This window comes from Lentzea flaviverrucosa (assembly GCF_003350445.1).
Lineage (GTDB): Bacteria > Actinomycetota > Actinomycetes > Mycobacteriales > Pseudonocardiaceae > Lentzea > Lentzea californiensis.
Window position 1 is genome coordinate 248,297 of record NZ_QQAU01000001.1, and the last position, 24,297, is coordinate 272,593.

Sequence of the window (24,297 nt, forward strand, 5' to 3'; positions counted from 1 at the left end):
CGGCCGGACGCCGTCTCTCAGCCGTACCGCTCGACGAGCGCGTTGCCGATGGAGACCAGGTGATCTCGCACCCGCGCAGGACCGGTCACCTCGACCCATTCGACCAGTCCGGCGAGCTCACCGGCGAGCACGTGCTCGTCCCGGCCGCGGATCACGACCTCGACGCGGCCGTCCGCCGTGGCACCTCCCACCTCGAGCCGGTCGCCGAACGCGATCCGGAGCAGACCCGTCCCGTGGGGCACGCACACCGCCTGGACCTCGAGAGGCGTTCGCCTGCGGTCGACCTCGTCGGCGATCGCGCGCCAGCTCTCGGCGAGGTCGAAGTCGCCAGGCCGGTGCACGGGATCTCCGGTCGGAGCGACGGACGACACGCGGTCGACGCGGAAGGTCCGCCGGCCGGCCTCGGTGCCGGCCACGAGGTACCACGACGGGCCTTTGGCGACGATGCCCAGCGGGTGGACGGTTCTCGCGGTCCCGACGCCTTCGCGGTCGACGTAGCCGAGCCGCACCTGGACGCCGTGGATCACCGCGTCCTGGAGTTCTTCGAGGAAGCGGGGCGGCCGGTGCTCGCTCCGGCTCGACCCCCACCGCCGCGGGTCCACGACCAACGACGACGCCGCTGCCTCGGCCTGGCCCCGGAAGGGCTCCGGCAGGGCGTGGACGAGCTTGCGCAGCGCCGCTTTCACGGCCGGCGTCATGACCGTGGCCGGGCCGGCGACCAGGAACAGGGCGCGGGCCTCGTTCGCGGTCAGCCCGGACAGGTCGGTGCGGGCGCCGCCCACGAGGCGCCAGCCGCCGCCCCGGCCCTGCATCGAGTACACGGGCACCCCGGCCATGGCCAGCGCGTCGAGATCGCGGCGAGCGGTGCGCTCGGAGACCTCCAGCTCCCGGGCGACCTCCGCCGCCGTCACCTGCTCCCGTCGTTGCAGCAGGAGGAGAACGGCCACCAGCCGGTCGGTTCGCACTCCGCAAAGATTTCACGGAAAGCGGTCATGGGGTGACCTGTTTCGGTCGGCAGGATCACGGCATGACCTCAGCGTTCGATCCGACCGATTTTCCCGAGCCCACCCTGGTTCCCGTCAACGGCGTGGAACTCGAAGTCTTCGAGGCAGGCCGGCACAACGCGGGACGACCCGTCGTGCTCTGCCACGGCTGGCCCGAGCACGCCTTCTCCTGGCGCTACCAGGTGCCTGCCCTCGTCGCGGCGGGCTTCCACGTCATCGTCCCGAACCAGCGGGGCTACGGCGGCTCGTCACGTCCGGCCGAGGTGACGGCCTACGACCTAGAACACCTGTCGGGTGATCTCGTCGCACTCCTCGACCACTACGGCTACGAGGACGCCACCTTCATCGGTCACGACTGGGGTGCGATCGTCGTCTGGGGGCTCACCCTGCTGCACCCGGACCGCGTGAACAAGCTGGTGAACCTGAGCGTGCCGTACCAAGAGCGCGGGGCGAAGCCCTGGGTCGAGTTCATCGAAGACGTGCTCGGCAGCGACTTCTACTACGTCCACTTCAACCGGCATCCCGGTGTGGCCGACGCCGTGTTCGACGAGAACACGTCCCGGTTCCTCCGCAACATGTACCGGAAGAACGAACCCCCCAGGGCGCCTCAGCCGGGAATGGCGCTGATCGATCTCGCCAGAGCGGAGGCACCGCTGGGCGAGCCCCTGATGAGCGACGACGAGCTGGCCGTCTTCGTCGCCGCCTTCGAGTCGACCGGCTTCACGGGCGGCATCAACTGGTACCGGAACTCCGACCGCAACTGGCACCGGCTGGCGGACGTGGAACCGATCATCCGCCAGCCGGCCCTCATGATCTACGGCGACCGGGACGTCGTTCCGAGGTTGGAGAACCTGAGTCACTTCGTGCCGAACGTGGAAGTGGTCACCCTGGACTGCGGTCACTGGATCCAGCAGGAGAAGCCGGAGGAGACGAACCGCGCGATCCTGAAATGGCTGGAGAGTCAGGATTCCGCGACTCAGGACCGCTGATCAGTCCACGGAGGACTCGCTCGGAGGCTGTGTCGTGCGCAGCCAGAGGTCGAGGTTGAGTGCGAAGTCGATGCCCGAACGGGTCGCGTGATCGGTGCCGGGCCGGTCGAGCCGGTCGCGCAGCCGTTCGGGTTCCAGCAGTGTCCACACGGGAGCGGACGGCGTGGCGAGCAGGTCGCGGGCCTGGCCGGTGATCGCGCGGTGGTAGGCCGGGTCGTGGGTGACCGGGTACGGCGCCTTCGTGCGGCCGATCACGCTGGCGGGCAGCAGTGGCGCCACGGCCGCCCGGAGCAGGGACTTCTCGCGGCCGTCGAAGCTGTGGTGAGCCCACGGGGTGTTGAACGCGTACTCGACGAGCCGGTGGTCGCAGAACGGCACCCGCACCTCGAGGCCCACGGCCATGCTGAGCCGGTCCTTGCGGTCGAGCAGGTGCGGCAGCCAGCTGGTGAGGTGCAGGTACGTCATCCTCCGCATGCGGTCATCGGTCTCACCGCCCAGCCGGGGAACCTCACCGAGTGCCTGCCGGTAGTGCGCCTCGCGATGTGCGGCGATGCCGAGGCCGGCGGTGACGTCGTCGCGCAGCAACGCCTGGTAGGTGCCGCTGTGGCCGGTGAAGTACCGCCACGGGTGGTCACCGGCGTGGACTCGGTCCGCGTCGTGGAACCACGGGTAGCCGCCGAAGACCTCGTCGGCGCTCTCCCCGGAGAGCACCACGGTGGTGCGTTCGCGGACCGCGCGGAACAACAGGTACAGCGAGGTGTCCATGTCACCGAGCGCGGGCGCGTCCTTGGCGGTCACCACGGCCCGGCGGTGAGCGGGATCGGTCAGCTCGGCGGAGTCGAGCACGATGTCGTGGTGCTCGACACCGCAACGGGTCGCGACGTCGCGTACGAACGGAGCGTCCGGAGTGGACCGCAGGCTGGTGCCCGCGAAGTGGCCGGCGTTGCCCGTGAAGTCGACGGAGAACGTCCGCAGCGGCCTCCCGCCGCGGCGCGCGGCACGTTGACCGAGTGCGACCAGGGCGCTGGAGTCCAAGCCGCCCGACAGCAGGGCGCCGAGCGGGACGTCGGCCTGGATGTGGCGCTCGGTGATGTCCTGGAGGAGATCGGCGACGCGCGTGACGGTGGTGCCGACGTCCTCGTGGTGGGGACGTGCTTCCGGGGTCAGCAGCTACGGCCTGTCCGGCACGTTCGTGCACGTCCTCGTCGGCGAGCCGCCGAACTGACCGGAGGCCGCGCTTGACCTTCCAGCGGCTGCAACGTCGAGGATTGGCCCATGGACGACAGCACGGACCTGCTCACCATCGGCCTGCTCGCCAGCCGTACGGGCGTTTCCGCACGTACTTTGCGGTTCTGGTCGAACGAGGGCGTCATCGAGCCGGTAGGCCGGACGGCAGGCGACTACCGGCTCTACGACGCCGCGTGCGTGGCGCGCGTCGAGCTCATCCGCGCTCTGCGCGAACTGGGTCTCGGACTCGACGACGTGCGCCGGGTACTTGAGCAAAGGGCAACGGTCGGCGACGTCGCCGCGGTGCACGTCGCCGCGATCGACGCGCAGATCCGTGCCCTGAAAGTGAGCCGGGCCGTGCTGTCCACAGTGTCGAAACGTCGGTCCACCCTCGAGGAGACAGCATTGATGAACAGATTGGCACGGCTTTCCACCGCCGAACGCGCGCAGATCGTCGACGATTTCAAGGCGGACGTGTTCGGCCGCCTCGACATCGCCCCGGAACTGCGCGAACGGGTGCGCGAACTCAGCATCGACCTGCCCGAAGACCCCACACCCGACCAGGTGGACGCCTGGATCGAACTGGCGGAACTCCTCCAGGACCCGGGCTTCCGCGCCCGGCTGGGCACCTTCCTGGAACTCAACACCCCCGCCCCCGGCCAGAAGGCACCACCCGGCGCGACCATCTGGTGGGCCCGGCAGGTGGTGAACAACGTCGCGCAGGCCAGGGAGAAGGGCGCCGAACCCGACGATCCCGCCGCAGCGGAGTTGATCTCCACCATGTTCCGCGACACCGACCTGAGCGCGGTGCTGGTATCGCTGCAGGCGGGGATCGACGCGGGCGCGGAACAGTACCGGGGGCTCGTCGGTCGCGTGCGGGGACGGCGCCGCTCGCCGGACGCCACCGAAGAACTGCACTGGCTGGCTTCAGCGCTGCGGTTCGCCATCGAAGGAGAAGCTGCCCGACGTTGACCACCGGACGGTTCATTTCTGTCAACACTGAAACTATGGAGACAACCATTCTCAGGCCGCGTCACGACCGGGGATGCAGCCGGATCCGGTAGCGGTGGTGGTAGTGCCTGCCGGTGAGCCACAGCTCCCCCGCCGCGTCCGGCACCGCCGCGATGCCCCCGATCACCTGGTTGCGGCCCGTCGGCACCTCGGCGACGGTGACGGCGGTGAGGTCGGCGTCCGCGGTGACGGTGCCCGAGACGAGGTCCACCCGGATCATCCAGTCCGTGCCGGTCACGGCCGCCCACACCTGCGGGCGTCCGTCGACGGTCGCGCAGTGGAGCTCACCGAGCCGTGCCGCCGCCCACTCGCGGGCGTCGACGCGGAGTTCGCGGATCAGCTCCGCGGTGTCGCGGTCGCGCAGCAGCAATGTGGTGGAGCCGTCGGACTGCACGAGGTGCGTTCCGTCGTAACACAGTCCCCAGGCCTCGGCGGTGACCGTGGCCCGGCGCCGTTCGGCCAGTGAGCGCGGGTCCAGCAACGCCACGCCGGCGTGCCACAACCCGGCCGGGGTCAGCGCGGTCCCGCTGCCCGGCGGCACGGTCTGCTGGGCCCGGACCTCACCGGTGGCGGGTGCCACCGCGCGGATCACCGCCCCCGTGTTCTCGACCAGGAGATCGCCGACCAGTTCCAGGCCACGGGCGTCGGCCCGGTCGGTGGGGACACGTGCGAGGACCTGTGCGCGGAAGTGCCGTGCGGTGGAGTTCGTGGCTATCGGCACGGGACTGGCCGAGGTGACCTGGGCGACGGGGTGGGGAGCCGAACAGGCGGTGAGAGCCAGCAGCACCGCGGTCAGTGGGCAGAGAACTCTGTTGACGCACAACGGTTTCACCGCACCGATCGTCGTGCCGGTCCCGCGGGGGCGCTTCCGCCGGTGTGGGTGAGCCCGCCGGGCCCGTTCATCCGGCCGGGGTGAGGCCGCCCGCGCCGGGCGCGGTCAGGGTGGAGGGACATTCCACTTTGGAGGCTGCCGTGACCGATGTGACTGTGTCGCCAGAACAACGCCGGATGGCCCGGCTCGCGTTCGTGGCGGCGGGAACGGCCGTCGTGGTCGTGCTGGTGGCGGCCGGTGTGCGCGCCGGCGCCGGGCTGGTGCTGACCGGTGCGGCGGGGACGGTGATCGCGCTGGTGGGCGCCTGGTGGTTCCTCGCCCACCGCGGTCTCGTGCGGTGGCTGGGCGGGCTGCTCGTGGTGCTCGCACCGCTGACCGTGGTCGTCCTGTACGTGCAGGCCCGCCTGGCGTGGGTGGTCGTCGTGTGCGCCCTGCTGTGGTTCGTCGCGCTGGCCTGCGGACGGCGCGCGCTCGCCGCGAACGGCGTGACCGCCCGTCCGGTCGAGCTCGAGGTGCCACGGCCCCGGCGGCCGTTCCTGATCATGAACCCGAGGTCCGGTGACGGGAAGGTCGGGCGGTTCGGGCTCCCCGGACTGGCGACGGCCCTGGGTGCGGAGGTCCGCGTGCTCGACGGCTCGCAGGACGTCGCCGCGCTCGCCCGGCGGGCGCTGGACGACGGCGCCGACCTGCTCGGGGTGGCCGGGGGTGACGGCACCCAGGCCGTCGTCGCCGGTATCGCGGCGCAACGCGGGGTGCCGTTCATGGTCATCTCGGCGGGCACCCGCAACCACTTCGCGCTCGACCTCGGTCTGGACCGCGATGATCCACGCCGCTGCCTCGACGCTCTCACCGACGGCGTCGAGGTGCGGGTCGACCTCTGCGTGGCCGGGGACCGCACCTTCGTCAACAACGCGTCGTTCGGCGCGTACGCCGAGGTCGTGCGGAGTCCCGCCTACCGCGAGGGCAAGACCCGGACGACGCTGGAGATGTTGCCGGACCTGCTGAACGGGCCGCGTTCGACGGCGCTGCGCCTGCAGGCGGGCGGGGCCTGGCTGGCCGGGGCGCAGGCGGTGCTGGTCAGCAACAACCCGTACGGGTCGAGCGACCTGGCCGGGCTGGGTCGCAGGCCACGACTGGACGGCGGCGTGCTGGGCGTGCTCGCGGTGACGGTGCGCGACGCCGCGGAAGCCGCCGGCCTGCTGCGCGGCCGGCGGCGGTCGGACGCCGTGCTCATGCGGACCTCGACGGAGGTCGTCATCACGGCGGACACCCCGTTGCTGCCGGTCGGCGTGGACGGAGAGGCGGTCATGATGACGACTCCCGTGCGGTGCGTGGTCAGGCCGGGGGCGCTGCGCGTGAGGGTGCCGCGCCACCGGCCCGGGGCGCCGCAGCCGCGGCCAGAACTGGACTGGGCGCGGCTGCGCGAGCTCGCCCTGTCCTGAGCTACCGCGCTAGCCGGCGTGACCTGAACATCCCGGAAGCTCTCCCGGCTCGCCGTACCGTGCGTCGTGCGGTGCGGCGGGCCACGCGCCGTGATCCGAACATGTCTGCCTCCTCATTTCGCCGATCCTGCTGTTTCCAGGTCGTGCAGTTCCCTGGCCTCTTCCGCGCTCACCAGCCCGATCGCGATCAGGTCGAGGGGACTGATGAAGCCGTCGGAGATGCGGAAGCCGTTGGCGCGGGCGACGGCGTTGCGCAGTGGTACGGCCCAGTGGTGCTCGACGAGCAGCAATGCGGCCGCGCTGTCGTCGGGGATCTCGGCGAGCACGTCCCACGCGTCCGCGTCGCTGAACGGGTGGACGCCGCCTTTCTCCCGCGCCGACTCGGCTCCCTCGGCCGCACCGAGGCCGAGCAGCACGCTGATCTTGCTGCCCAGTTCGACCGCCTCGGCGGGCGAGAGGTTGCTCAGGTGCTCGACCGCGATGGCGCCCTCGGGGTCCTTGTGGACGGCCAGGGCGTCGATCACGCGGACGGTGTCGGTCTTGCGGAGTTCCTCCAGTTCGGCGATCACCTCACCGCGGAAGTCCGGGTGGGTGAAGCCCAGCACGATCAGTTGGATCGGCCCGATGGCCATACGACTTCTCCTCTGTTCGATCAGTTGAGTCATCCGGTGCGGGTGGAACGCAGGGCGAACACGGTCACCAGCAGCTCGTAGGCCGCCAGCACCACCACGATCGACAACAGGGCTGTCCACGACGAGAGCAGCAACGCGAGCAGGACAGCCACGGCGACGCCGCCGACGCGCACGGCGTCGAGGTGGCGCGCGGTCCACCCTGGACCGTGGGCGGCGAGCGCCTGCCCGCCCAGGCGGATCGCTCCCCAGGCCTGGACGGTCCTGCGGCGCAACCACACCGGTCCCCTGCCCGGTCCGATCACGTACATCAGCGCGGCGAGCAGTGCGCCTGTCCAGAGCATCTGCCAGCCCCGCGTGCGCAGCTGGCTGAAGACCGCCGTCAGCACGTCCGCGGCGCCGTCGCGGTAGAGCCCTTCCGGCACGTTCAGGAGGACCTGCTCCCGGACCGCGCGCAGCGCCGCCGTGACCGCCACCGCGGCGACCACCAGCCACAGGCCCAGTTGCAGCGCCGTGCGCCGGCGATCGGGCGAGACGAGCAGGGCGAGCACGAGCAGCACGAACGTGCCGAGCAGGAACAGGACCAGGCTTCGCTCGGCCGTCACCACGGCCTGCTGGGCCGCCCACAGCTGCCCGGAGTCGTAGACGGTGAACTGTGCGAAGTTCTCCGGCACCGTCACGCCGAGCGAGTCCTGCACCCGTTCCCGCAGGTCCGCCGGGATCTCACCGCTGCCGAGGTCCGGCAGCGAGAGTTGCCTGCCGAACAGGGTGGGCAGCTGCGCGCTGAGCGCCCGGAGCATCTCGTTGATCAACGGCAGCAGGTCGATCTCGACCCGGTCCTGGTGGACGGCGACCAGGTCGCTGTCGCCCTCGACGACGGCGAGCGCACGCTGGTGGGCGCGGCGGTTGAGCTCGGTCCAGGCGCGCTGGAACTGGTCGCTGCCCAGGACCTCGGTGGCCGTCGCACGCACCGGGGCGTGGAGCTGGTTCGCCAGTGGTCCGGCGACGAACGCGGCCTGCTCGGGCAGCACCGCCCGCAGCCGCTGTTCGACGTCGACGGCCTCGAAGAGCTTGACGGTCGCGAAGTCCGCCACCGCGGCGGCGACCTCGGGGTCCTTCGGCAGGGGCGCGACCGTGGCGACCCACCGGTCGGTGTCGAGCGCCGTTCGTGCGCTCCAGATGCCGACGACGCTCATCACGAGCGCGAACGCCGTCACCGCGACCAGGACGGCGGCACCGATCCGGCGCACCATCCTCACCGTGGCCGCGCGCCGCTCCCGCCGGTCGAGGCGCGCCTGCAGCGCATACACCTCGGCGCGCAACCGCGGCAGTTCGTCCGTCATCCCGGTCACCGCGCCTGGACCGGCGTGGTCCGCGGCAGGAACGCCGCCGCCACCATGCCGCCGAGTGCGATCAGCGCCAGCACGACCAGTGCCAGCGCGTACGAGTGCTCGGGCGCTCGGGTGATGCCGGCGACGAGGATGGTGCCCGCGATCGCGGCGCCGAGCGACGACCCGAGGTTGGACACGCTGCGCGACAGACCGGAGATCTCGCCCTGCAGCGCGTCCGGGAAGCTCGACTGCACGACGTTCACCGACGGCGTCAGCATGGCGCCGATGCCGAGCCCGATCAGGAACAGGCCCGGCAGGAACGTCCACACCTGCGGCGAGACGGCGAGCAGGCCGAGGAAGAGCGCGATGCCGGTGATCGTGACGGCGAATCCGCTCAGCACGAGGCTGCGCTGGGCGTGCCGGCGCGCGAGGCGCTCGGCGGACAGGGACGCCAGCAGCACGCCCGCGGTCGCGGCGGTGAGGATCAGGCCGGTCTCGATCGCGTTGTAGCCACGCACGACCTGGAGGTAGGCCGAGACCACGAACGAGATGCCCATGAGCACGAGCCACTGCACGTTCTGCGTGACCAGGCCGAGGTTGGAGGTGCGGCTGCGGAACAACTCGGTCGAGAGCAACGGTTCCACGCCGGCGCGTTCCTTGGCGCGCACGGAGTGGAAGAACCACACGAGCGTCAGGGCTCCGGCGGCGATCAACCCCAGCATCAGCCAGAGGTCGTCGTCCGCCGCCAGCACGCCCGACACGATCAGGACGAGCCCGGCCGACGACAGCACCGCGCCGCGGACGTCGAACGGGCGGCTCGGGTCCGGTGGCCGCGGATCCCGGACGTGCTTGCGGCTCAACACGAAGATCACCACGACGACGAGCGCCTGGAACAGGAAGGCCACCCGCCAGCTGAGCACCGTCGTGATGAGCCCGCCGATCAACGGCCCGGTGGCGGCGCCGATGCCCGCCATGCCGTTGATCACCCCGAACGCGCGGGCCCGCGAGGTGACGCCGGTGAACAGCATCGTCGCGAGGATGTAGACGGGCGGGATCAGCAACGCGGTGCCGATGCCCTCCAGGATCGAGTTGCCGACGATGAGGACCGGCAGGCCGGGCGCGAACGCGCTCAGCACGGCGCCGAGGCCGTACACGGCGAGGCCCGCGGTGAGACATCGCTTGCGGCCGTAGCGGTCGGTCAGCTTGCCGCCGGGGATCATCAGCGCCGCCATGACCAGCAGGAAGATCGTGATCGCGAGTTGGACGCCCTGGACGGTGGTGTCCAGGTCCCGGCTGATGTCGTTGATCATCACGTTCATGTTGGAGCCGGCGAAGCTGCAGATGAACTGGGCGAGGGCGAGGGGCACGAGCACTCTGCGCAAGGCGTTGGAGTCCACTCGATCAGACTCCGGCGGCCGCATCCGGAGCGCTTCACGCGCCGCGGATGAGGTGCCGCGCCGGTGCTCCCCCGCGGCGGGTGGTGTGCCGGCGACCGCGGCGGTGTTGCGTCGCAGGTGGACCGGAGCCGCCGGTTCCGTCAGCGGGGAGGTGCGCGATGACCGGTTCGGTGGCCGCGAGGATCGCCACGGGTCTGGCCGCCCGCAAGCAGGTTCCGCTCGCCGCACACGCGGAGCTGCCCGAGGGCACCGGCCGGCCCGACCCGGTGGAGGTGCTCGCCGGCCAGGACGCCACCCGCCTGCCGGAGCTGGTGCCGATCCGGTACGGGCGGATGCTGGCCTCGCCGTTCGCGTTCTTCCGCGGCGCGGCCGCGGTGATGGCCGGTGACCTCGCGGCGACGCCGTCGTCCGGTCTGACCTGCCAGCTCAGCGGGGACGCGCACGTGAGCAACTTCGGGGTCTTCGCCTCCCCGGAGCGGCGCCTGGTGTTCGACCTCAACGACTTCGACGAGACGCTGCCCGGTCCGTGGGAGTGGGACGTCAAACGCCTCGCGGCCAGCATCGCCGTCGCCGGCCGGGAGAACGGGCTGGGGCGCAAGGCACGGGCGGCCGCCGTGCGCGCCGCCACCGGCCGGTACCGGTCGGCGATGAACCGCTTCGCGGGGCAGGGCGATCTGCAGGTCTGGTACGCCCAGGCCGGTGCCGACGAGGTGGAGGCCATGCTCAAAGCACGCGCGGACAAGACCAAGCAACGCCGTTTCGCGCGGCAGCAGGCGAAAGCCCGTACGCGGGACAGCCTGCAGGCCTACCGCAAGCTGACCTCCGTCGTCGACGGGTGCCGCCGCATCACGGCAGATCCGCCGCTTCTCGTGCCGGTCGGCCACCTGGTGCCCGACGCGGACCGCGAGGACCTGGAGTTCATGGTCCAGGACCTGCTCGCCGGCTACGCCACCACGCTGCCCGCAGACCGGCGTCATCTGATGAACGGGTTCCGGTTCGTCGACATGGCGCGCAAGGTCGTCGGCGTCGGCAGTGTCGGGACCCGGTGCTGGATCGTGCTGCTGTACGGGCGCGACGAGAACGATCCGTTGCTGCTGCAGGTGAAGGAGGCGCCGCGGTCGGTTCTCGCGGACCACCTGCCCGGTGTCTTGCGCCCGAACCACCGCAGCGAGGGCGAACGGGTCGTGACCGGGCAGCGGCTGATGCAGGCCACCGGCGACATCTTCCTCGGCTGGGAGACCGCCGAGGGGATCGACGGGCTCACCAGGGACTTCCACGTCCGGCAGTTGCGCGACTGGAAGGGCTCGGCGGCGGTCGAGTCCATGGACGCGGCCGGCCTGCGGCTGTACGGAACGCTGTGCGGCTGGACGCTGGCCAGGGCGCACGCGCGGACCGGCGACCGGGTCGCGATGGCCGCGTACCTGGACGACGGCAAGGTGTTCGACGCCGCGCTGACCGAGTTCGCCGAGAGCTACGCGGATCGCAACGAGCAGGACTACCGGCTGGTCGCGCGCGCGGCCAGGGCCGGGCGCATCGAGGTCCGAAGTGGACTGTGACGATCCCTTGCCAGCGAAGAACCCCTTCTGTGGAGGACACACATGTGCCGATGGCTCGCGTATTCCGGTTCCCCGGTGCTGCTGGAGGAGCTCCTCTACGTGCCGGCGAACTCGCTCGTCACCCAGAGCAAGCACTCGCGGCTGGGAGTGGAGACCACCAACGGTGACGGGTTCGGGGTCGGCTGGTACGCGACCGCGTCGCAACCAGGTCTGTTCCTGAGCACCGAACCCGCCTGGAACGACCGCAACCTGCGGGAGCTGTCCGCGCAGACCACAGCCGGCGTCGTCTTCGCGCACGTCCGCGCGTCCACCGGCACGGCGGTCCAGCAGACCAACTGCCACCCGTTCCGGCACGGCCGCCGGCTGTGGATGCACAACGGGCTCATCGCCGGTTTCCCCCTGGTGCGCAGGGAACTCTCGCTGGTGGTCGATCCCTCGCTCTACTCCGAGATCGAGGGATCGACCGACTCGGAGATCCTCTTCTTCCTCGCGCTGACCTTCGGCCTGGAGCACGACCCGCCCATGGCCGTCGCCCGCACCGCCGCGTTCGTCGAGGCGATCGGCAGGAACCACGGCGTGGCGCACCCGCTGCAGATGACGGTCGCCACGACCGACGGCGAGACCACCTGGGCGTTCCGCTACTCCAGCGAACACCGCTCGCGCACCCTGTTCCACAGCACCGACATCACGACGCTGCGGCAGCAGTACCCGGACAACCCGACCCTGCACGGGCTCTCCCCCGACACCCGGCTCGTGGTGTCGGAACCGCTGGGCGACCTGCACGGTGCGTGGCGCGAGGTGCCCGAGTCGACCTGCGTCGTCGCGCGGGGCGGCGTCGAGGAGCTCCTCCCGTTCGGGCCGCTGCGATGAGCGGGCCGGTGGTGGCCGGGGTCGACGGCTCGTCGTCCGCGCTGGCCGCGGTCATGTGGGCCGCCGACGAATGCGCCCGGCGCGACGCACCGCTGCGGCTGGTGCACGCGTTCTCGTTGCCCGCCGGAGGGAGACTCACCGCGACGGACGAGGAGCGGGGCGCGGCGTGCCTGCACGAGGCCGCCACGGCCGCCCGTGCCGCGGGACCGGACGTGGAGGTCACGACCGAACCGGTCGGCGGTGGCGCGACGAGCCTGCTGATCGAGGAGTCCCAGCACGCGCGGCTGCTGGTGCTCGGGGCTCACGGCCTGGGCAACGTCAGGGGCATGCTGGTCGGGTCGACGGCGGCCGCGCTGGCCTCGCACGGGAAGTGCCCGCTGGTGATCGTGCGCGGCCTGGCCGCGACCGGCGGTGCGATCGTGGTGGGCCACGACGGTTCCGCGGCGAGCGAGGCCGCGCTGGCGTTCGCCTTCGAAGCCGCCTCTCTGCGCGCCGCCCGGCTGACGGTGCTCCTGTGCAGGCCCGGCTTCACCGTGGAGAGCGCCTATCGCACCGCGCGGTTCGCCGCGGCCCGCGACGAGGCCGACGACGACGCCTGCGAGGTGCTCACCAAGTGGCAGAGCCGGTATCCCGGCGTGCGGGTGGAACGCGCGCTGCCGCGGGACCGCCCGGTGCGCGCGCTCATGCGGTACGGCACCGAGGCACAGCTCCTGGTGGTGGGCAGTCACGGCCGCGGCGGGTTCGACGGCATGCTGCTCGGCTCGACGAGTCAAGCCCTCGTCTCGCACGCGCCGTGCCCGTTGGTGATCGTGACCTCGGCCGACCGGCAGGCCGGGCTCATCCGGTGACGGGGTGCAGGAGGCCGCGTTCCGGACGGCCCGCCGCGAGCCACTGCTGAGTGCTCCGGCGGGCGGCGTCGATCAGCTCCCGGGACCGGCTGAAGTCCGCCGGTGACACGCTGAGCGGGCACAACGGCGGCACCACGCGGAGGTCGACCTCGTCCCGGTAGCGCTCGACGTCCACCGCGAGCCGGTGGTTCACCAGCAACGTCAACGCGTGCAGCGCCATCCCGAGAGCGCTGCGCGGCGGCTCTTCGAGGTCGCAGGCGTACCCCGTCGGCAGGACCCAGACCCTGTCCGCGCCCAGTGCCACGGCGTGCGACACGGGGTTGTTGTTGACCGCGCCGCCGTCCATCAGGTACCGGCCGCCGAGCGGTACCGGTGGGAACACCGCCGGGATCGCGGTGCTCGCCATCACCGCGTCCACGGCGTCGCCCTCGGAGAGCACCACCTCATCCCCGGACAACACGTCCGTGGCGCCGACGTGCGCGGGCGTCGGCGTGTTCCCGAGTGTGATGCCGGAGAGGTGGGTCCGCAGCAGGCGCCGCAGCGCCGTGCTGGGCACGAGGTGGTCGCTCAGCCCGGCGACACCGAGGAGGCCGCGCACCGGCCGGATCGGGAAGACGTCCTTGCGGGACAACGACGTCCACAGATCCGTGAGGGTGCGGACCCCCTCGGGTCCTGGGTGGGCCGCGTGCCACACGCCGTTGACAGCGCCAACCGATGTGCCGACGACCAAGTCGGGCTGGATGCTCTCGCCGGCGAGCGCCGCGAGCATGCCCACCTCGACCGCGCCCAGACTTCCGCCGCCTGCGAACACGAACGCGGTCTTCACCGGACCATTCTGCCGCCGGGCGTCCCCGCTCACGAGGGGCCAGTCCCCGGCCGAACCACCCGCGCCGGGTGACCCGCCGCGCGCCGCCCGCCGCCAGCCTGGCGATCACCTGATGTGCCGAGCGAAAGGCGGACGACGTGGCCGGTGCGGAGAAGGAAAGGCTGCGGGAACCGGACGAGTGGCGGCGCTGGGGACCGTACCTCGGGGAACGGCAGTGGGGCACGGTCCGGGAGGCGTCGAACGGTGATGACGCGTGGACGTCGTTCACCCACGACCAGGCGCGGTACCGCGCCTACCGCTGGGGCGAGGACGGGCTCGCGGGCTTCAGCGACGACCGGCAGCGGGTGTGCCTCGCGCTGGCGTTGTGGAACGGTGCCGACCCGATCCTCAAGGAACGGCTGTTCGGCCTCACCAACGCCGAGGGCAACCACGGCGAGGACGTCAAGGAGTGCTACTTCTACCTCGACGCCACGCCCACCTCGTCGTACCAGCGGATGCTCTACAAGTACCCGCAGCGGGCCTTCCCCTACGAAGATCTGGTCGCCACCAACGGACAGCGCGGCCGGGACGACCCGGAGTACGAGCTGCTGGACACCGGCGTGTTCGACGACGACCGCTACTTCGACGTCGTCGTGGAGTACGCCAAGGCGGGACCCGAGGACGTCCTGATGCGGGTCACCGCGCACAACCGCGGGCCGGACGAGGCGACGCTGCACGTGGTGCCGACTTTGTGGTTCCGGCACACGTGGTCGTGGGCGGGCACCACCGAGCCCTCACTGCACACGCTGGGCACGGGCACGGTGCGGGCCGCGCACCCCGAGCTCGGCGTGTGGTGGTGGTACGCCGAGGGCCAGTTGATGGTCACCGGCAACGAGACCGACGACGAGCGGGTCTTCGGCATTCCCAACACCACCCCGTACGTCAAGGACGGCGTCGAACGCGCTGTGCTGCGTGGAGATCTCACCGCGCTCGCCCCGGACGGCGTCGGCACGAAGGCCGCCGCCCACCAGGTGCTGACGATTCCTCCGGGTGGCGGCGAGACCGTCCGCGTCCGCTTCACCGCCACCGCCACGGACGAGCCGTTCAGCGGGTTCGACGCGGTGATCTCCGCCCGCCGCGAGGAGGCCGACGACTTCTACGACGAGGTGCTCGGGGGCGATCCGAAGAGCGACGAGCGGCTGGTGTGCCGGCAGGCGCTGGCCGGGCTGCTGTGGTCGCGGCAGTACTACGGGCTCGACGTCGAGCGCTGGCTCGTCGAACGCGGTGCGGACCCGATCGGCGCACCCAGCGGTCTGTCCAACGAGGACTGGCGGCACCTCGCGGCCGGGGACGTCGTCGTCATGCCGGACAAGTGGGAGTACCCGTGGTTCGCCGCGTGGGACCTCGCGTTCCACGCGGTGCCGCTCGCGGTGGTGGACCCGGCGGCGGCGAAGCAGCAGGTGGAACTGTTGCTGGGCCGCCGTTACCTGCACCCGGACGGGCAGTTGCCCGCTTACGAGTGGAACTTCGGGGACGTCAACCCGCCGGTGCACGCGTGGGCGGCCTGGTTCGTCTACCAGCACGACCGCGACACCACCGGGACCGGTGACCGGGCCTTCCTGGAACGCGTCTTCCCGCCGCTGCTGCGCAACTTCGGCTGGTGGCTCAACCGCAAGGACGCCGACGGCCGCAACCTGTTCCAGGGCGGCTTCCTGGGGCTGGACAACATCGGCGTCTTCGACCGCAACGCGCCGCTGCCGGCCGGAGGGCGGACCGACCAGGCCGACGGCACGGCGTGGATGGCGCTGTTCTGCCAGAACCTCCTGCAGATCGCACTCGAGCTCGCGCACGAGGACCCCGCGTACCTGGAGCACGCCGCGACGTTGCTGGAGAACCTCGCGTGGATCGCGGCGGCGACCAACCACGTCGGCAACGGGCTGTGGGACGAGGAGGACGGCTTCTTCCACGACGTGCTGCGGAACCCGGACGGCACGTCGACGCCGCTGCGCGTGCAGTCGGCCGTCGGGCTGATCCCGCTCGCCGCCGCGACCGTCGTCGGGGCCGAGCTGCGCCGCGAGCACCCGGGACTCGTCGACGGCATGCGGGACTTCCTCGACCGGCACCCCGCGGTCCGCGCCGCGCTGTGGGGCCACGGCGCGCAGACCGACGGCGACGGGCCGGTGCTGTTCGCGCTGTTCGACGAGAGCCGGCTGCGCCGGATCCTCGCCAGGGTGCTCGACGAGAACGAGTTCCTGGGGCCCTACGGCGTCCGGTCGCTCTCACGGTGGCACGCCGAGCACCCGTACGTGCTGACGGTGGACGGCGTGGAGCACCGCGTCGGGTACCAGCCCGCGGAGTCGGACAGCTCCATGTTCGGCGGCAACTCCAACTGGCGCGGTCCGGTGTGGTTCCCGATCAACGCCATGGTCGTGCGCGCGTTGCTGCACCTTCACTCCTACTACGGGGACGGCTTCACCGTCGAGTGTCCGACCGGGTCGGGGCGGCGCCTCACCCTGCAGCAGGTGGCGGGCGAGATCAGCGACCGGCTGCTCGCGACGTTCCTGCCCGGCGAGGACGGCCGCCGTCCGGTCCACGGTGGACAGACGCGCTACCGCGACGACCCGCACTGGCGGGACCTGCCGCTGTTCTACGAGTACTTCCACGGTGACAACGGAGCGGGCGTCGGCGCGAGCCACCAGACCGGCTGGACGGCGCTCGTGGCGCTGCTGTCCCGCGTGCCCGCGAGGGAGGGTGTGCGATGAGCGGATGGCCGGACCGGCCCGTGGTCTACGAGGTCAACACCGCGGTGTGGCTGGGCGAGCTGTCCCGGGACGCCGGGCGGTCCGTCACGCTCGGCGACGTGCCCGCCTCCGCCTGGAACGCCGTGACACCGCCCGGAGTGGACGCGGTGTGGCTGATGGGGGTGTGGGAACGCAGCACGACCGGACTGGCGCTCGCCAACGCGCGGACCGGGTTGCGGGCGTCGTTCAAGGCAGCGCTGCCGGACCTGCGTCCGCAGGACGTGAGCGGGTCGCCGTACTGCGTGCGGCGCTACGTCGTGGCCGAGGAGTTCGGCGGCGACGACGGCCTCGCGCAGGCGAGGGCGGAGCTCGCGATCCGCGGGGTGCGGCTGGTGCTCGACTTCGTGCCGAACCACGTGGCGCCGGACCACCCGTGGGTGACCAATCGCCCGGAACTGTTCGTCCGCGGCGACGTCGACGACTACGCGGAGAACCCCGAGCGCTGGCTCGCGATCGGTGAGCACGTCTTCGCGCGCGGCCGGGACCCGTTCTTCCCGCCGTGGCCGGACGTCGTGCAGCTCGACGCCTTCTCCCCCGCCCTGCGGGCCGCGGCCACGACGACGCTCGCCGGCATCGCCGCCCGCTGCGACGGCATCCGCTGCGACATGGCGATGCTCATGACCAACGACGTGTTCGCGCGCACCTGGGGCCGCGAGGCGCCGGAACGCGAGTTCTGGCCCGAGATCATCGACGGTCTGCGCGATCAGCACGCCGAGACCGTGCTGATCGCGGAGGCGTACTGGGACATGGAATGGACGTTGCAGCAGCAGGGTTTCGCCTTCTGCTACGACAAGCGCCTCTACGACCGGCTCGTCTCGCGGGACGTCGAGGGGGTGCGCGCGCACCTGCGTGCCGACATCGGCTACCAGGCGAAGCTGGTGCGGTTCCTGGAGAACCAGGACGAGCCGCGGCTGGCGGCCGTTCTCCCGCCGGACGCCGCCAAGGCGGCCGCGGTCGTCGTCGCCACGCTGCCGGGAGCGACGCTGTGGCACGAGGGCCAGTTCGAGGGCCGGACGGTCCGGCCGCCGGTGTTCCTCAACCGCCGCCCGGACGAGCCGCCCGGCCACGACCTCGCCGCCTGGTACCGGCACCTGCTCGCGACCGTGCGCGAACACCGGCTCCGGGACGGCGAGTGGTTCCTGCTCGGCACCGAGGGCTGGCCGGACAACCAGTCGCACCGCTCGCTGCTCGCGTGGGAGTGGATCGAGGTCGGCGGGTCCCGGCACGTCGTGGTGGTCAACTTCTCCGACTCACCCGCACAGGCCCGGATCCCGCTCGACTGGCAACCGCGGCCCTGGCGGTTCGCGGACCTGCTCGGCGGTGAGGTCTTCGACCGCGACCTCACCGCCGAGGGGCTGTTCGTGTCACTGCACCCGTGGGGTTTCCACGTGTTGTCCGTGGCGTGACCGGGCCCGCGTGCGGAGCAGGGCGGCGGCCCAGCCCGCACGCGGGTCCGCGTCCACCAGCAACACCTTCACCAGCACGGTGAGCGGCACCGCCAGCAACGCGCCGAGCGGGCCGAGCACCCACGCCCAGAACGCCAGCGACAGGAACGTCGTGGTCGTCGAGAGCCCTGCGGCGTCCCCGGTGTAGCGCGGCTGCACCAGCGACTGCACCACGAAGTTCAGCACCCCGTACACGGCCAGCACCGCGAGTGCGCGGCGCGGTCCGTGCTGCAGCAGGGCGAGCGCGGCGGGCGGCAGCACCCCGAGCACGAACCCGACGGTGGGAACGTAGTTGGTGACGAAGGACAACACGCCCCACAACAGGGCGAGCGGGACGCCCAGCAACGCCAGCGCCACCGTGTCCAGCACCGCGACCACCGCGCCGAACACCGTCGTCACCAGCAGGTAACGCCGGGTGCGGCGGGCGAACTCCCGCAACGCCACCGTCAGCCGCGGCCGCTGCTCCGCGATCTCGGCCAGCCGGCTGTCGGTCCAGTGCACCTCGACGCCGAGGAACAGCAGCAGCGCCAGCAGGAACACCAGGCTCGTGGTGAGCCCGGTCAGGTCCGAGAGCAGTCCGGTGAGCGAGGCGAGGACCTTGCCCCGGTCCAGGCCGGCGAGCACGTGCTCCGCCTGCTGCACCAGGTGGTGCGCCGCGTACTCGGGCAACATCCCGGCGAGCCGCACACCGGACACCACCACCGTCACCGCGATCGCGCCCAGCACGGCGTACACCAGCACCACGACCGCCGTGGTCGCGAGCCAGGACGGTGCACCCCGCCCTCGCAACCACCGGTGCGCGGGGCTGATCGCGATCACGATCAGCCCCGCCAGCACGGTGGGCGCCACCAGCCACGCGACCGCCTTGAGCCCGGCGACCACGACCACCGCCGACGCGGCACCGAGCAGAATCGTCAATGCGCGTGGCATCAACGAGATGACGACTCGAGCGTTGCCGCCGCCTCGCTGCCGTGCACCACCACGGCCCAGATCACCAGCACGCACAGCGTGATGACGATCGTGGACCACACCGGGTGCACCGAGACGAACGCGAGTTGTGCCACCGCGTTCACCGCGGCGAGAATCACCGTGAGCACCCTGGCCCACGCGGCACCGGAGAGCAGTGCGGCGCCCGCGAGCGCCACCAGCACGCCCAGCAGCAGGGTGATCCAGCCCCAGGTGGTGAGGTCGAAGACGATCACCTGCTCGCCGTTGGCGACGTAGTACTCGCCGCGGAACAACCCGACGAGCCCCTCGATGGCGTTGAACGCCCCCATGACGATCATCATGATGCCCGCGAACCAGATCCAGCCGAGCCAGCCTGTGTCCTGCATCGTGCCTCCGTTGTCTCCCGAAGCGTTGGTCGGGCCCACCGTGCCCCGGTGCCGGCGGGTGGATCTTCACCCGCCGCGTGTGAGTGCGGGGGCACGTGTCCGCTCCGGCGGGTGAAGACCGGGGCCGTTCGCCGGGCGAGCCTCGTCACCATGACCACACCCCCGTACGCGCCGATCGCCGACCACGGCCTGATCGGCGACCTCCAGACCACCGCGCTGGTGTCCACCGACGGCACCGTGGACTGGTTCTGCTGCCCCCGGTTCGACTCGCCCTCGGTGTTCGCCTCGCTGCTGGACCGCAAGCGCGGCGGGTTCTGCCGGATCCGGCCCGCCGGGTTCACCGGCACGGGGAAGCAGCTGTACTTCCCGGACACGGCGGTGCTGATCACCCGCTTCATGACCGAGGACGGCACCGGGGAGGTCATCGACTTCATGCCGCCGCTGCCGGACGAAGGCCCCACCGAACGGCACCGGCTCGTGCGCCTCGTGCGGTGCGTCCGCGGGCGGATCACGTTCGAGCTCGACGTCGCCCCCCGCTTCGACTACGGCCGCCGGGCGCACCGCACGCACCTCACCGACGACAGCGTGGTCTTCGCGTGCGGCCAGTTCGGACTGGTGCTGCACGCCGTGCGCGAACCGGGCGACGCCCGGCTGGTGTCCGCGCAGATCACCGACACCGGTGACCTGCGCGCGACGATCAGCCTGGAGGAGGGGCAGACCCGCGGCATCGTGCTGGAGTCCGGTGTGGACGGTCCGCCGCTGGCCGTCGACGCGGCCGAGGCGAAGGCGTTGTCCGAACGGACCGTGCGGTTCTGGCACGAATGGCTCGCCCGCGGCACCTACCGGGGCCGCTGGCGGGAGGCGGTCGACCGTTCGGCCATCACCCTGAAGCTGCTCACCTACGCCCCGACCGGGGCGGTCGTCGCCGCCCCGACGGCCGGACTGCCCGAACAGCTCGGCGGCGAGCGGAACTGGGACTACCGCTACACCTGGATCAGGGACGCCTCGTTCGCCGTCGGATCGTTGCTGCGGCTGGGGTTCACCGAGGAGGCCGCGGCGTTCGGCGGCTGGCTCACCGAGCGGTTCGCCGAGGGTGAGACGCTGCGGGTGATGTACGCGGTCGACGGGTCGGCGGACCTCACCGAGCACGTTCTCGACCACTGGGAGGGACATCGGGGGTCCTCGCCCGTGCGCATCGGCAACGACGCGGCCGGCCAGTTGCAGCTCGACATCTACGGCGAACTGCTGGACAGCGTGCACACCGCGCACCAGCACGGCCTGCGCATCGGGCACCGCGGCTGGCACGCGGTGGTCGAGCTGCTGGACTGGCTCGCCGAGAACTGGAACCAGCCGGAGGAGGGCATCTGGGAGACGCGCGCCGGCCGTGCGGACTTCACCTACGGCAGGGTGATGAGCTGGGTCGCGTTCGACCGGGCGATCCGCATCGCCGAGAGCGAGGGGAAACCCGCGCCGGTGGCGAGGTGGCGCTCGCAGCGCGACCGGATCTACGGCCAGGTGTGGGACCAGGGCTGGGACCACCGCACCGGGGCGTTCGTGCAGCGCTACGGCTCGCAGGTCCTCGACGCGTCGTTGTTGCGGATGGCGCAGGTGGGGTTCGTCGCGCCGCGGGACCCGCTGTGGCTGGACGCTCTGGCCGCGATGGAGTCACTGGTCAGCGACAGCCTGGTGCGGCGCTACGACACGGACGCGGCACCCGACGGGCTGCGCGGCGCGGAGGGCTCGTTCTCGTTGTGCACCTTCAACTACGTGACCGCGCTGGCGTTGTCCGGACGGGCCCGCGAGGCGCGGCTGGTGTTCGAGAAGATGCTGACCTACGGCAACCACGTCGGCCTCTACGCCGAGGAGATCGCGGTGACCGGGGAGCAGCTGGGCAACTTCCCGCAGGCGTTCACCCACCTGGCCCTCATCGACGCCGCCGTCACCCTCGACGAGCAGCTCACTCGTGACGGGTGAGGACGCGGCGGCCTGCGCCTCGCACAGTCATCGGCATGGCGACTTTGACCGTGTGGAAGTTCGACACGACCGACGGGGCGCACAGCGCGCTGCAGGAGCTGACGAAGCTGCAGGACCAGCAGCTGATCATCGTTCGCGACGCGGCCTACGTGTACTGGGACCCGGACGCGAAACGGCCGAAGACCAGGGAGCTCGGCAAGCTCACGGGTGCCGGAGCGCTCGGTGGCGGCTTCTGGGGGCTGTTGTTCGGCCTGATCTTCTTCGTGCCCGTGCTGGGTGCGGCGATCGGGGCCGGCATCGGCGCACTGGCGGGGTCGATGTCCCGTGCGGGCATCGACGACGACTTCGTGAAGGAGATCCGGGACACCGTCACGCCCGGCACCTCCGCGTTGTTCGTGATGTCGGAGGGCGCCGTCGTCGACCGGGTGGCCGAGAGGTTCAAGCAGACCGGCGCCACCCTGCTGACCACCAACCTCACCAAGGAACAGGAGGAACTGCTGCGGGACACGTTCGCGTCGTGACCGCTCGATGACCCGGCGGTGACCGGACCGGCGACGACTGCCGGGGTGCCGATGCCGGCTCGCCACCGCCCGCCGATGGACCGGCCGGAGCAGATGCCCTTGCTCCGGCCGGTTCGCGCGTTCACCGTGCCGGGCTCACCGCCGGCACTCGCGCGGCCGCCTCGCCCAGCAGCGAGTGCACGACGCGCAGCACGTCCGCGACGTGGTCGCGGTGCTCGTTGATCACGTCGGCCCGGCGGGCCGCCTCCCGCACGACGGCCTCGGCCCGGCGGCGCGCGGTCTCCTCCATCAGCCGCACGTCGTGGCAGGTCTGCTTGCGCCGCAACGCCAGCGCCAGCTCGAAGTCCTCGGTGACCTCCGCCCGGTGGCGGGCCGCCGCCTCGTCCAGCGCACGGCGGCCCGCCTCCCCCTCCCGCAGGATCCGCGCCATCCGCTCCCTGGTCTGCGCGAGCAGCTCCCGGTGCTCGGCGTGGGTGCGGCGGGCGGACTCCCACGCGTGGTCCTCCAGCGCCATGGCGCGTTCGGTGATCTCGGCCGCCTGCGCGAGTGTGCGCTCCACGACGTACCGAAGGCGTTCGCCGACCGCGTACGGGGACTGCGGGGCCGCCCGCAGCTGGTCGAGCCGTTCCCGCAGGACGCGGTTGTCCTCCCGTTCGGACTCCAGGTGCCGGGCGAGCGACTCCGCCCTGGCCTCCGCCGCGTCGAGGTCCGCGGTGAGCGTCTCGACGTCGCGCTCGGCCTCGTGCACGTAGTGCCAGACCTGGTCGCGCCGGAAGCCCAGCCACGCGACGTCGAACCCGGTGCGCAGCGGCACCAGCTCCGCGGTCATGGCCGCACCAGGGTCAGCGGCACGCGGCACAGCGCGCCGATGCCGTCCTCGGGGGCCTGCCGGGTAGCGGCGTTGATCACGTGCACCCGCGTCCCGCTCAGCAGCGCCGCCCGCACGGCGACGTCCGCGAGCAACCCGCAGCGGCGGCGCGACCCCACGGGCTGCACCGGGGCCACGTCGGTCGGCTCGAGGCCGTACCAGGCGGTGGCGGTGACGTCCTCCGGCTGGCCCACGAACAGGTCGTCCACCCGGCCGTCGGCCAGCGCACCGAGGGTCTCGTCCGCGCCCTCGACCCCCAGCCGCCGGGCCCGGCCGCGTTCGTGGAAGTCCGCCAGCACTCCCGCGGTCCACGTGCGGGCGGCCGCGCGCACCTCGTCCTCGATCCGGCTCGGGCTCAGGTCGGTGCCGACCCAGCGCGCCGTCGTGTCCCGCCGGACGGCCGCAGGCAGCGCGCCCCACAGCGCGGCCACCACCTCGTCCTCCCCCGCCACGACCAGCAGCCTGGCGTCCTGCCGGACCAGCATCCCGGCGACCGCCGCCGCGGCGGACCGCACGCCCTCGAACCAGTCCCGGCCCTCGTAGTGCAGCGACATCCAGTCGGCGGTGGGCGTGCCGAGGCCGGCGGTCTCGCGGCTCACGGCGGCGACCACGCACGGCGGCCGCTCCTGCACCCACGCGAGCAACGGCAGCACGTGCGCCGGCGAGCTGAACCACGCGAGGTCCAGATGGCGCAGCCCGGGCGCCTCGAAGACGCGCGGAGGAACCTCGCCTCCCGCGAACGCCACGAGCGTTCCCGCGGACGGATCAGCGTCGTGTGCTCTGTGCAGCGCGGCACCGATCGCACCGACCAGGTCGTCACCCGCTCCGTCACTGCGCAACTGGTCGGCGAGGCGAACCCAGCGCGACCGCCACGAGCGCGACGGACTCGATCCCATGTAGACGGACGCGACCGGCCGTGCGGGCCGGACTACGTCGATCAGATCCCGCAGAGCGGGCCGGCAGGTCTTGGGCACAGCGACTCCTCTTCCCGTCGTGGACTGGTCACAGAGTCCGGGGAGGGGGTGATCCGCTTCTTCACCCGGCGCGGATGAACAGGCCGTCCCGCACCGGCGCGCTGCTCGCCCCGTGCGGGGGAAGTCCGTCCCGGGTGAGGCGAGCAGCGTCGGGACCACGAAGGAGGTGCGGACTTCCATGAGCCGTCAACCTGATCGTTCCCGTTCCCGTCGCATCGTGCTGGCCGTCGTGCTGTTCGCGTTCGTCGTCTCCGCCACCGGGGACGACGAGTGCGGGCAGGAGTCCCCGCTCGCGGTCACCGGTGTGCTCGCCGCCGCCGGCCTGTTGCCCAGGGTGATCGGGGTGGCCGGGCGGGTGCTCGCGGTGATCTCCCAGCCGGGCAAGGCCATTCGGCCGCCCTGCCCAGCGAAGTGATGCGGTTCGATCGCGTGATCATCC

The 24,297-nt window shown here is 71.7% G+C and carries 22 protein-coding genes; 11 read left to right on the forward strand and 11 right to left on the reverse strand.

What is annotated here, in order from left to right; all coding sequences use genetic code 11:
* Nucleotides 1-17 precede the first annotated feature (17 nt).
* Nucleotides 18-965 carry a helix-turn-helix transcriptional regulator gene (locus DFR72_RS01280; protein WP_090064428.1) on the reverse strand — a complete coding sequence of 316 codons (948 nt, stop codon included), beginning with the start codon at nucleotides 963-965 and terminating at the stop codon, nucleotides 18-20.
* A 62-nt stretch (nucleotides 966-1,027) separates the two neighbouring features.
* Between DFR72_RS01280 and DFR72_RS01285 the strand changes: the two genes are divergently transcribed.
* Nucleotides 1,028-1,993, forward strand: a complete 966-nt coding sequence (locus tag DFR72_RS01285; RefSeq protein WP_090064427.1) for an alpha/beta fold hydrolase — start codon at nucleotides 1,028-1,030, stop codon at nucleotides 1,991-1,993.
* Here the strand turns inward: DFR72_RS01285 and DFR72_RS01290 are convergent, their stop codons facing one another.
* Nucleotides 1,994-3,160, reverse strand: coding sequence for an asparagine synthetase B family protein (locus tag DFR72_RS01290; RefSeq protein ID WP_256238348.1), 1,167 nt, complete (start codon nucleotides 3,158-3,160; stop codon nucleotides 1,994-1,996).
* Between the two features lie 108 nt (nucleotides 3,161-3,268).
* Between DFR72_RS01290 and DFR72_RS01295 the strand changes: the two genes are divergently transcribed.
* Nucleotides 3,269-4,192: a helix-turn-helix domain-containing protein gene (locus DFR72_RS01295; protein WP_090064425.1), complete on the forward strand. Its 924-nt coding sequence runs from the start codon at nucleotides 3,269-3,271 to the stop codon at nucleotides 4,190-4,192.
* 61 nt (nucleotides 4,193-4,253) lie between these two features.
* Here DFR72_RS01295 and DFR72_RS01300 read toward each other — a convergent pair whose 3' ends face one another.
* A complete protein-coding gene (locus tag DFR72_RS01300) occupies nucleotides 4,254-5,063 on the reverse strand; it encodes a glutaminyl-peptide cyclotransferase (RefSeq protein ID WP_170176081.1) in 810 nt (269 codons plus the stop codon).
* 140 nt (nucleotides 5,064-5,203) lie between these two features.
* On the opposite strand from DFR72_RS01300, the gene DFR72_RS01305 reads away from it, so the two are divergent.
* Nucleotides 5,204-6,505 carry a diacylglycerol/lipid kinase family protein gene (locus tag DFR72_RS01305; RefSeq protein WP_211335254.1) on the forward strand — a complete coding sequence of 434 codons (1,302 nt, stop codon included), beginning with the start codon at nucleotides 5,204-5,206 and terminating at the stop codon, nucleotides 6,503-6,505.
* Nucleotides 6,506-6,618: 113 nt separating this feature from the next.
* On the opposite strand, the gene DFR72_RS01310 is transcribed toward DFR72_RS01305, so the two are convergent.
* The 3 genes from DFR72_RS01310 to DFR72_RS01320 are packed head-to-tail and all read right to left on the reverse strand — an operon-like array spanning nucleotide 6,619 to nucleotide 9,862.
* Nucleotides 6,619-7,137 carry a hypothetical protein gene (locus tag DFR72_RS01310; RefSeq protein WP_090064422.1) on the reverse strand — a complete coding sequence of 173 codons (519 nt, stop codon included), beginning with the start codon at nucleotides 7,135-7,137 and terminating at the stop codon, nucleotides 6,619-6,621.
* 29 nt (nucleotides 7,138-7,166) lie between these two features.
* Nucleotides 7,167-8,477 (reverse strand): hypothetical protein, encoded by a 1,311-nt coding sequence (locus DFR72_RS01315; protein WP_211335255.1) that lies wholly within the window; start codon nucleotides 8,475-8,477, stop codon nucleotides 7,167-7,169.
* A gap of 5 nt (nucleotides 8,478-8,482) precedes the next feature.
* Nucleotides 8,483-9,862: an MFS transporter gene (locus DFR72_RS01320; protein ID WP_245982411.1), complete on the reverse strand. Its 1,380-nt coding sequence runs from the start codon at nucleotides 9,860-9,862 to the stop codon at nucleotides 8,483-8,485.
* 158 nt (nucleotides 9,863-10,020) lie between these two features.
* Here DFR72_RS01320 and DFR72_RS01325 point away from each other — a divergent pair, with 158 nt between their 5' ends.
* The 3 genes from DFR72_RS01325 to DFR72_RS01335 are packed head-to-tail and all read left to right on the forward strand — an operon-like array spanning nucleotide 10,021 to nucleotide 13,136.
* Complete coding sequence (locus DFR72_RS01325; RefSeq protein WP_090064420.1) at nucleotides 10,021-11,418, forward strand: DUF2252 domain-containing protein; 1,398 nt, start codon at nucleotides 10,021-10,023, stop codon at nucleotides 11,416-11,418.
* 42 nt (nucleotides 11,419-11,460) lie between these two features.
* Nucleotides 11,461-12,288 (forward strand): class II glutamine amidotransferase, encoded by an 828-nt coding sequence (locus DFR72_RS01330; RefSeq protein ID WP_090064419.1) that lies wholly within the window; start codon nucleotides 11,461-11,463, stop codon nucleotides 12,286-12,288.
* Entirely contained in the window at nucleotides 12,285-13,136 is an 852-nt protein-coding gene (locus tag DFR72_RS01335; protein ID WP_090064418.1) for a universal stress protein, read from the forward strand. The genes DFR72_RS01330 and DFR72_RS01335 overlap by 4 nt, the downstream gene beginning before the upstream one ends.
* Here the strand turns inward: DFR72_RS01335 and DFR72_RS01340 are convergent.
* Nucleotides 13,126-13,962 (reverse strand): patatin-like phospholipase family protein, encoded by an 837-nt coding sequence (locus DFR72_RS01340; protein WP_090064417.1) that lies wholly within the window; start codon nucleotides 13,960-13,962, stop codon nucleotides 13,126-13,128. The genes DFR72_RS01335 and DFR72_RS01340 overlap by 11 nt on opposite strands.
* A 137-nt stretch (nucleotides 13,963-14,099) precedes the next feature.
* Here DFR72_RS01340 and DFR72_RS01345 point away from each other — a divergent pair, with 137 nt between their 5' ends.
* Entirely contained in the window at nucleotides 14,100-16,703 is a 2,604-nt protein-coding gene (locus DFR72_RS01345) for an MGH1-like glycoside hydrolase domain-containing protein (RefSeq protein WP_090064416.1), read from the forward strand.
* On the forward strand, nucleotides 16,700-18,148 hold the full coding sequence (locus tag DFR72_RS01350) for an alpha-amylase family glycosyl hydrolase (protein ID WP_090064415.1): 1,449 nt from the start codon (nucleotides 16,700-16,702) through the stop codon (nucleotides 18,146-18,148). Before DFR72_RS01345 ends, DFR72_RS01350 begins: the two co-directional genes overlap by 4 nt.
* On the opposite strand, the gene DFR72_RS01355 is transcribed toward DFR72_RS01350, so the two are convergent.
* Both DFR72_RS01355 and DFR72_RS01360 read right to left on the reverse strand, forming a co-directional pair.
* On the reverse strand, nucleotides 18,107-19,117 hold the full coding sequence (locus DFR72_RS01355) for an AI-2E family transporter (protein ID WP_090064414.1): 1,011 nt from the start codon (nucleotides 19,115-19,117) through the stop codon (nucleotides 18,107-18,109). The two genes, DFR72_RS01350 and DFR72_RS01355, sit on opposite strands and share 42 nt — an antisense overlap.
* Nucleotides 19,117-19,521: a DUF7144 family membrane protein gene (locus DFR72_RS01360; protein ID WP_090064608.1), complete on the reverse strand. Its 405-nt coding sequence runs from the start codon at nucleotides 19,519-19,521 to the stop codon at nucleotides 19,117-19,119. Before DFR72_RS01360 ends, DFR72_RS01355 begins: the two co-directional genes overlap by 1 nt.
* Nucleotides 19,522-19,671: 150 nt before the next feature.
* On the opposite strand from DFR72_RS01360, the gene DFR72_RS01365 reads away from it, so the two are divergent.
* Together DFR72_RS01365 and DFR72_RS01370 are read left to right on the forward strand one after the other, a co-directional pair.
* Nucleotides 19,672-21,495 (forward strand): glycoside hydrolase family 15 protein, encoded by a 1,824-nt coding sequence (locus DFR72_RS01365; RefSeq protein WP_090064413.1) that lies wholly within the window; start codon nucleotides 19,672-19,674, stop codon nucleotides 21,493-21,495.
* Nucleotides 21,496-21,530: 35 nt separating this feature from the next.
* A complete protein-coding gene (locus DFR72_RS01370) occupies nucleotides 21,531-22,016 on the forward strand; it encodes a DUF1269 domain-containing protein (RefSeq protein ID WP_090064412.1) in 486 nt (161 codons plus the stop codon).
* A gap of 121 nt (nucleotides 22,017-22,137) precedes the next feature.
* On the opposite strand, the gene DFR72_RS01375 is transcribed toward DFR72_RS01370, so the two are convergent.
* Both DFR72_RS01375 and DFR72_RS01380 read right to left on the reverse strand, forming a co-directional pair.
* Nucleotides 22,138-22,845 carry a coiled-coil domain-containing protein gene (locus DFR72_RS01375; protein WP_090064411.1) on the reverse strand — a complete coding sequence of 236 codons (708 nt, stop codon included), beginning with the start codon at nucleotides 22,843-22,845 and terminating at the stop codon, nucleotides 22,138-22,140.
* On the reverse strand, nucleotides 22,842-23,858 hold the full coding sequence (locus DFR72_RS01380; protein WP_090064410.1) for a hypothetical protein: 1,017 nt from the start codon (nucleotides 23,856-23,858) through the stop codon (nucleotides 22,842-22,844). The genes DFR72_RS01375 and DFR72_RS01380 overlap by 4 nt, the downstream gene beginning before the upstream one ends.
* Nucleotides 23,859-24,036: 178 nt before the next feature.
* On the opposite strand from DFR72_RS01380, the gene DFR72_RS01385 reads away from it, so the two are divergent.
* On the forward strand, nucleotides 24,037-24,273 hold the full coding sequence (locus DFR72_RS01385; RefSeq protein WP_143086669.1) for a hypothetical protein: 237 nt from the start codon (nucleotides 24,037-24,039) through the stop codon (nucleotides 24,271-24,273).
* Nucleotides 24,274-24,297: the final 24 nt, after the last annotated feature.

What these genes read in the sequence shown, in the direction of transcription:
- DFR72_RS01285 (WP_090064427.1), top strand. Translation starts at nt 1,028, where the DNA reads ATGACCTCAGCGTTCGATCCGACCGATTTTCCCGAGCCCACCCTGGTT.
- DFR72_RS01295 (WP_090064425.1), top strand. Translation starts at nt 3,269, where the DNA reads ATGGACGACAGCACGGACCTGCTCACCATCGGCCTGCTCGCCAGCCGT.
- DFR72_RS01310 (WP_090064422.1), bottom strand. Translation starts at nt 7,137, where the DNA reads ATGGCCATCGGGCCGATCCAACTGATCGTGCTGGGCTTCACCCACCCG.
- DFR72_RS01315 (WP_211335255.1), bottom strand. Translation starts at nt 8,477, where the DNA reads ATGACGGACGAACTGCCGCGGTTGCGCGCCGAGGTGTATGCGCTGCAG.
- DFR72_RS01325 (WP_090064420.1), top strand. Translation starts at nt 10,021, where the DNA reads ATGACCGGTTCGGTGGCCGCGAGGATCGCCACGGGTCTGGCCGCCCGC.
- DFR72_RS01330 (WP_090064419.1), top strand. Translation starts at nt 11,461, where the DNA reads ATGTGCCGATGGCTCGCGTATTCCGGTTCCCCGGTGCTGCTGGAGGAG.
- DFR72_RS01335 (WP_090064418.1), top strand. Translation starts at nt 12,285, where the DNA reads ATGAGCGGGCCGGTGGTGGCCGGGGTCGACGGCTCGTCGTCCGCGCTG.
- DFR72_RS01350 (WP_090064415.1), top strand. Translation starts at nt 16,700, where the DNA reads ATGAGCGGATGGCCGGACCGGCCCGTGGTCTACGAGGTCAACACCGCG.
- DFR72_RS01355 (WP_090064414.1), bottom strand. Translation starts at nt 19,117, where the DNA reads ATGCCACGCGCATTGACGATTCTGCTCGGTGCCGCGTCGGCGGTGGTC.
- DFR72_RS01360 (WP_090064608.1), bottom strand. Translation starts at nt 19,521, where the DNA reads ATGCAGGACACAGGCTGGCTCGGCTGGATCTGGTTCGCGGGCATCATG.
- DFR72_RS01365 (WP_090064413.1), top strand. Translation starts at nt 19,672, where the DNA reads ATGACCACACCCCCGTACGCGCCGATCGCCGACCACGGCCTGATCGGC.
- DFR72_RS01370 (WP_090064412.1), top strand. Translation starts at nt 21,531, where the DNA reads ATGGCGACTTTGACCGTGTGGAAGTTCGACACGACCGACGGGGCGCAC.
- DFR72_RS01375 (WP_090064411.1), bottom strand. Translation starts at nt 22,845, where the DNA reads ATGACCGCGGAGCTGGTGCCGCTGCGCACCGGGTTCGACGTCGCGTGG.
- DFR72_RS01385 (WP_143086669.1), top strand. Translation starts at nt 24,037, where the DNA reads ATGAGCCGTCAACCTGATCGTTCCCGTTCCCGTCGCATCGTGCTGGCC.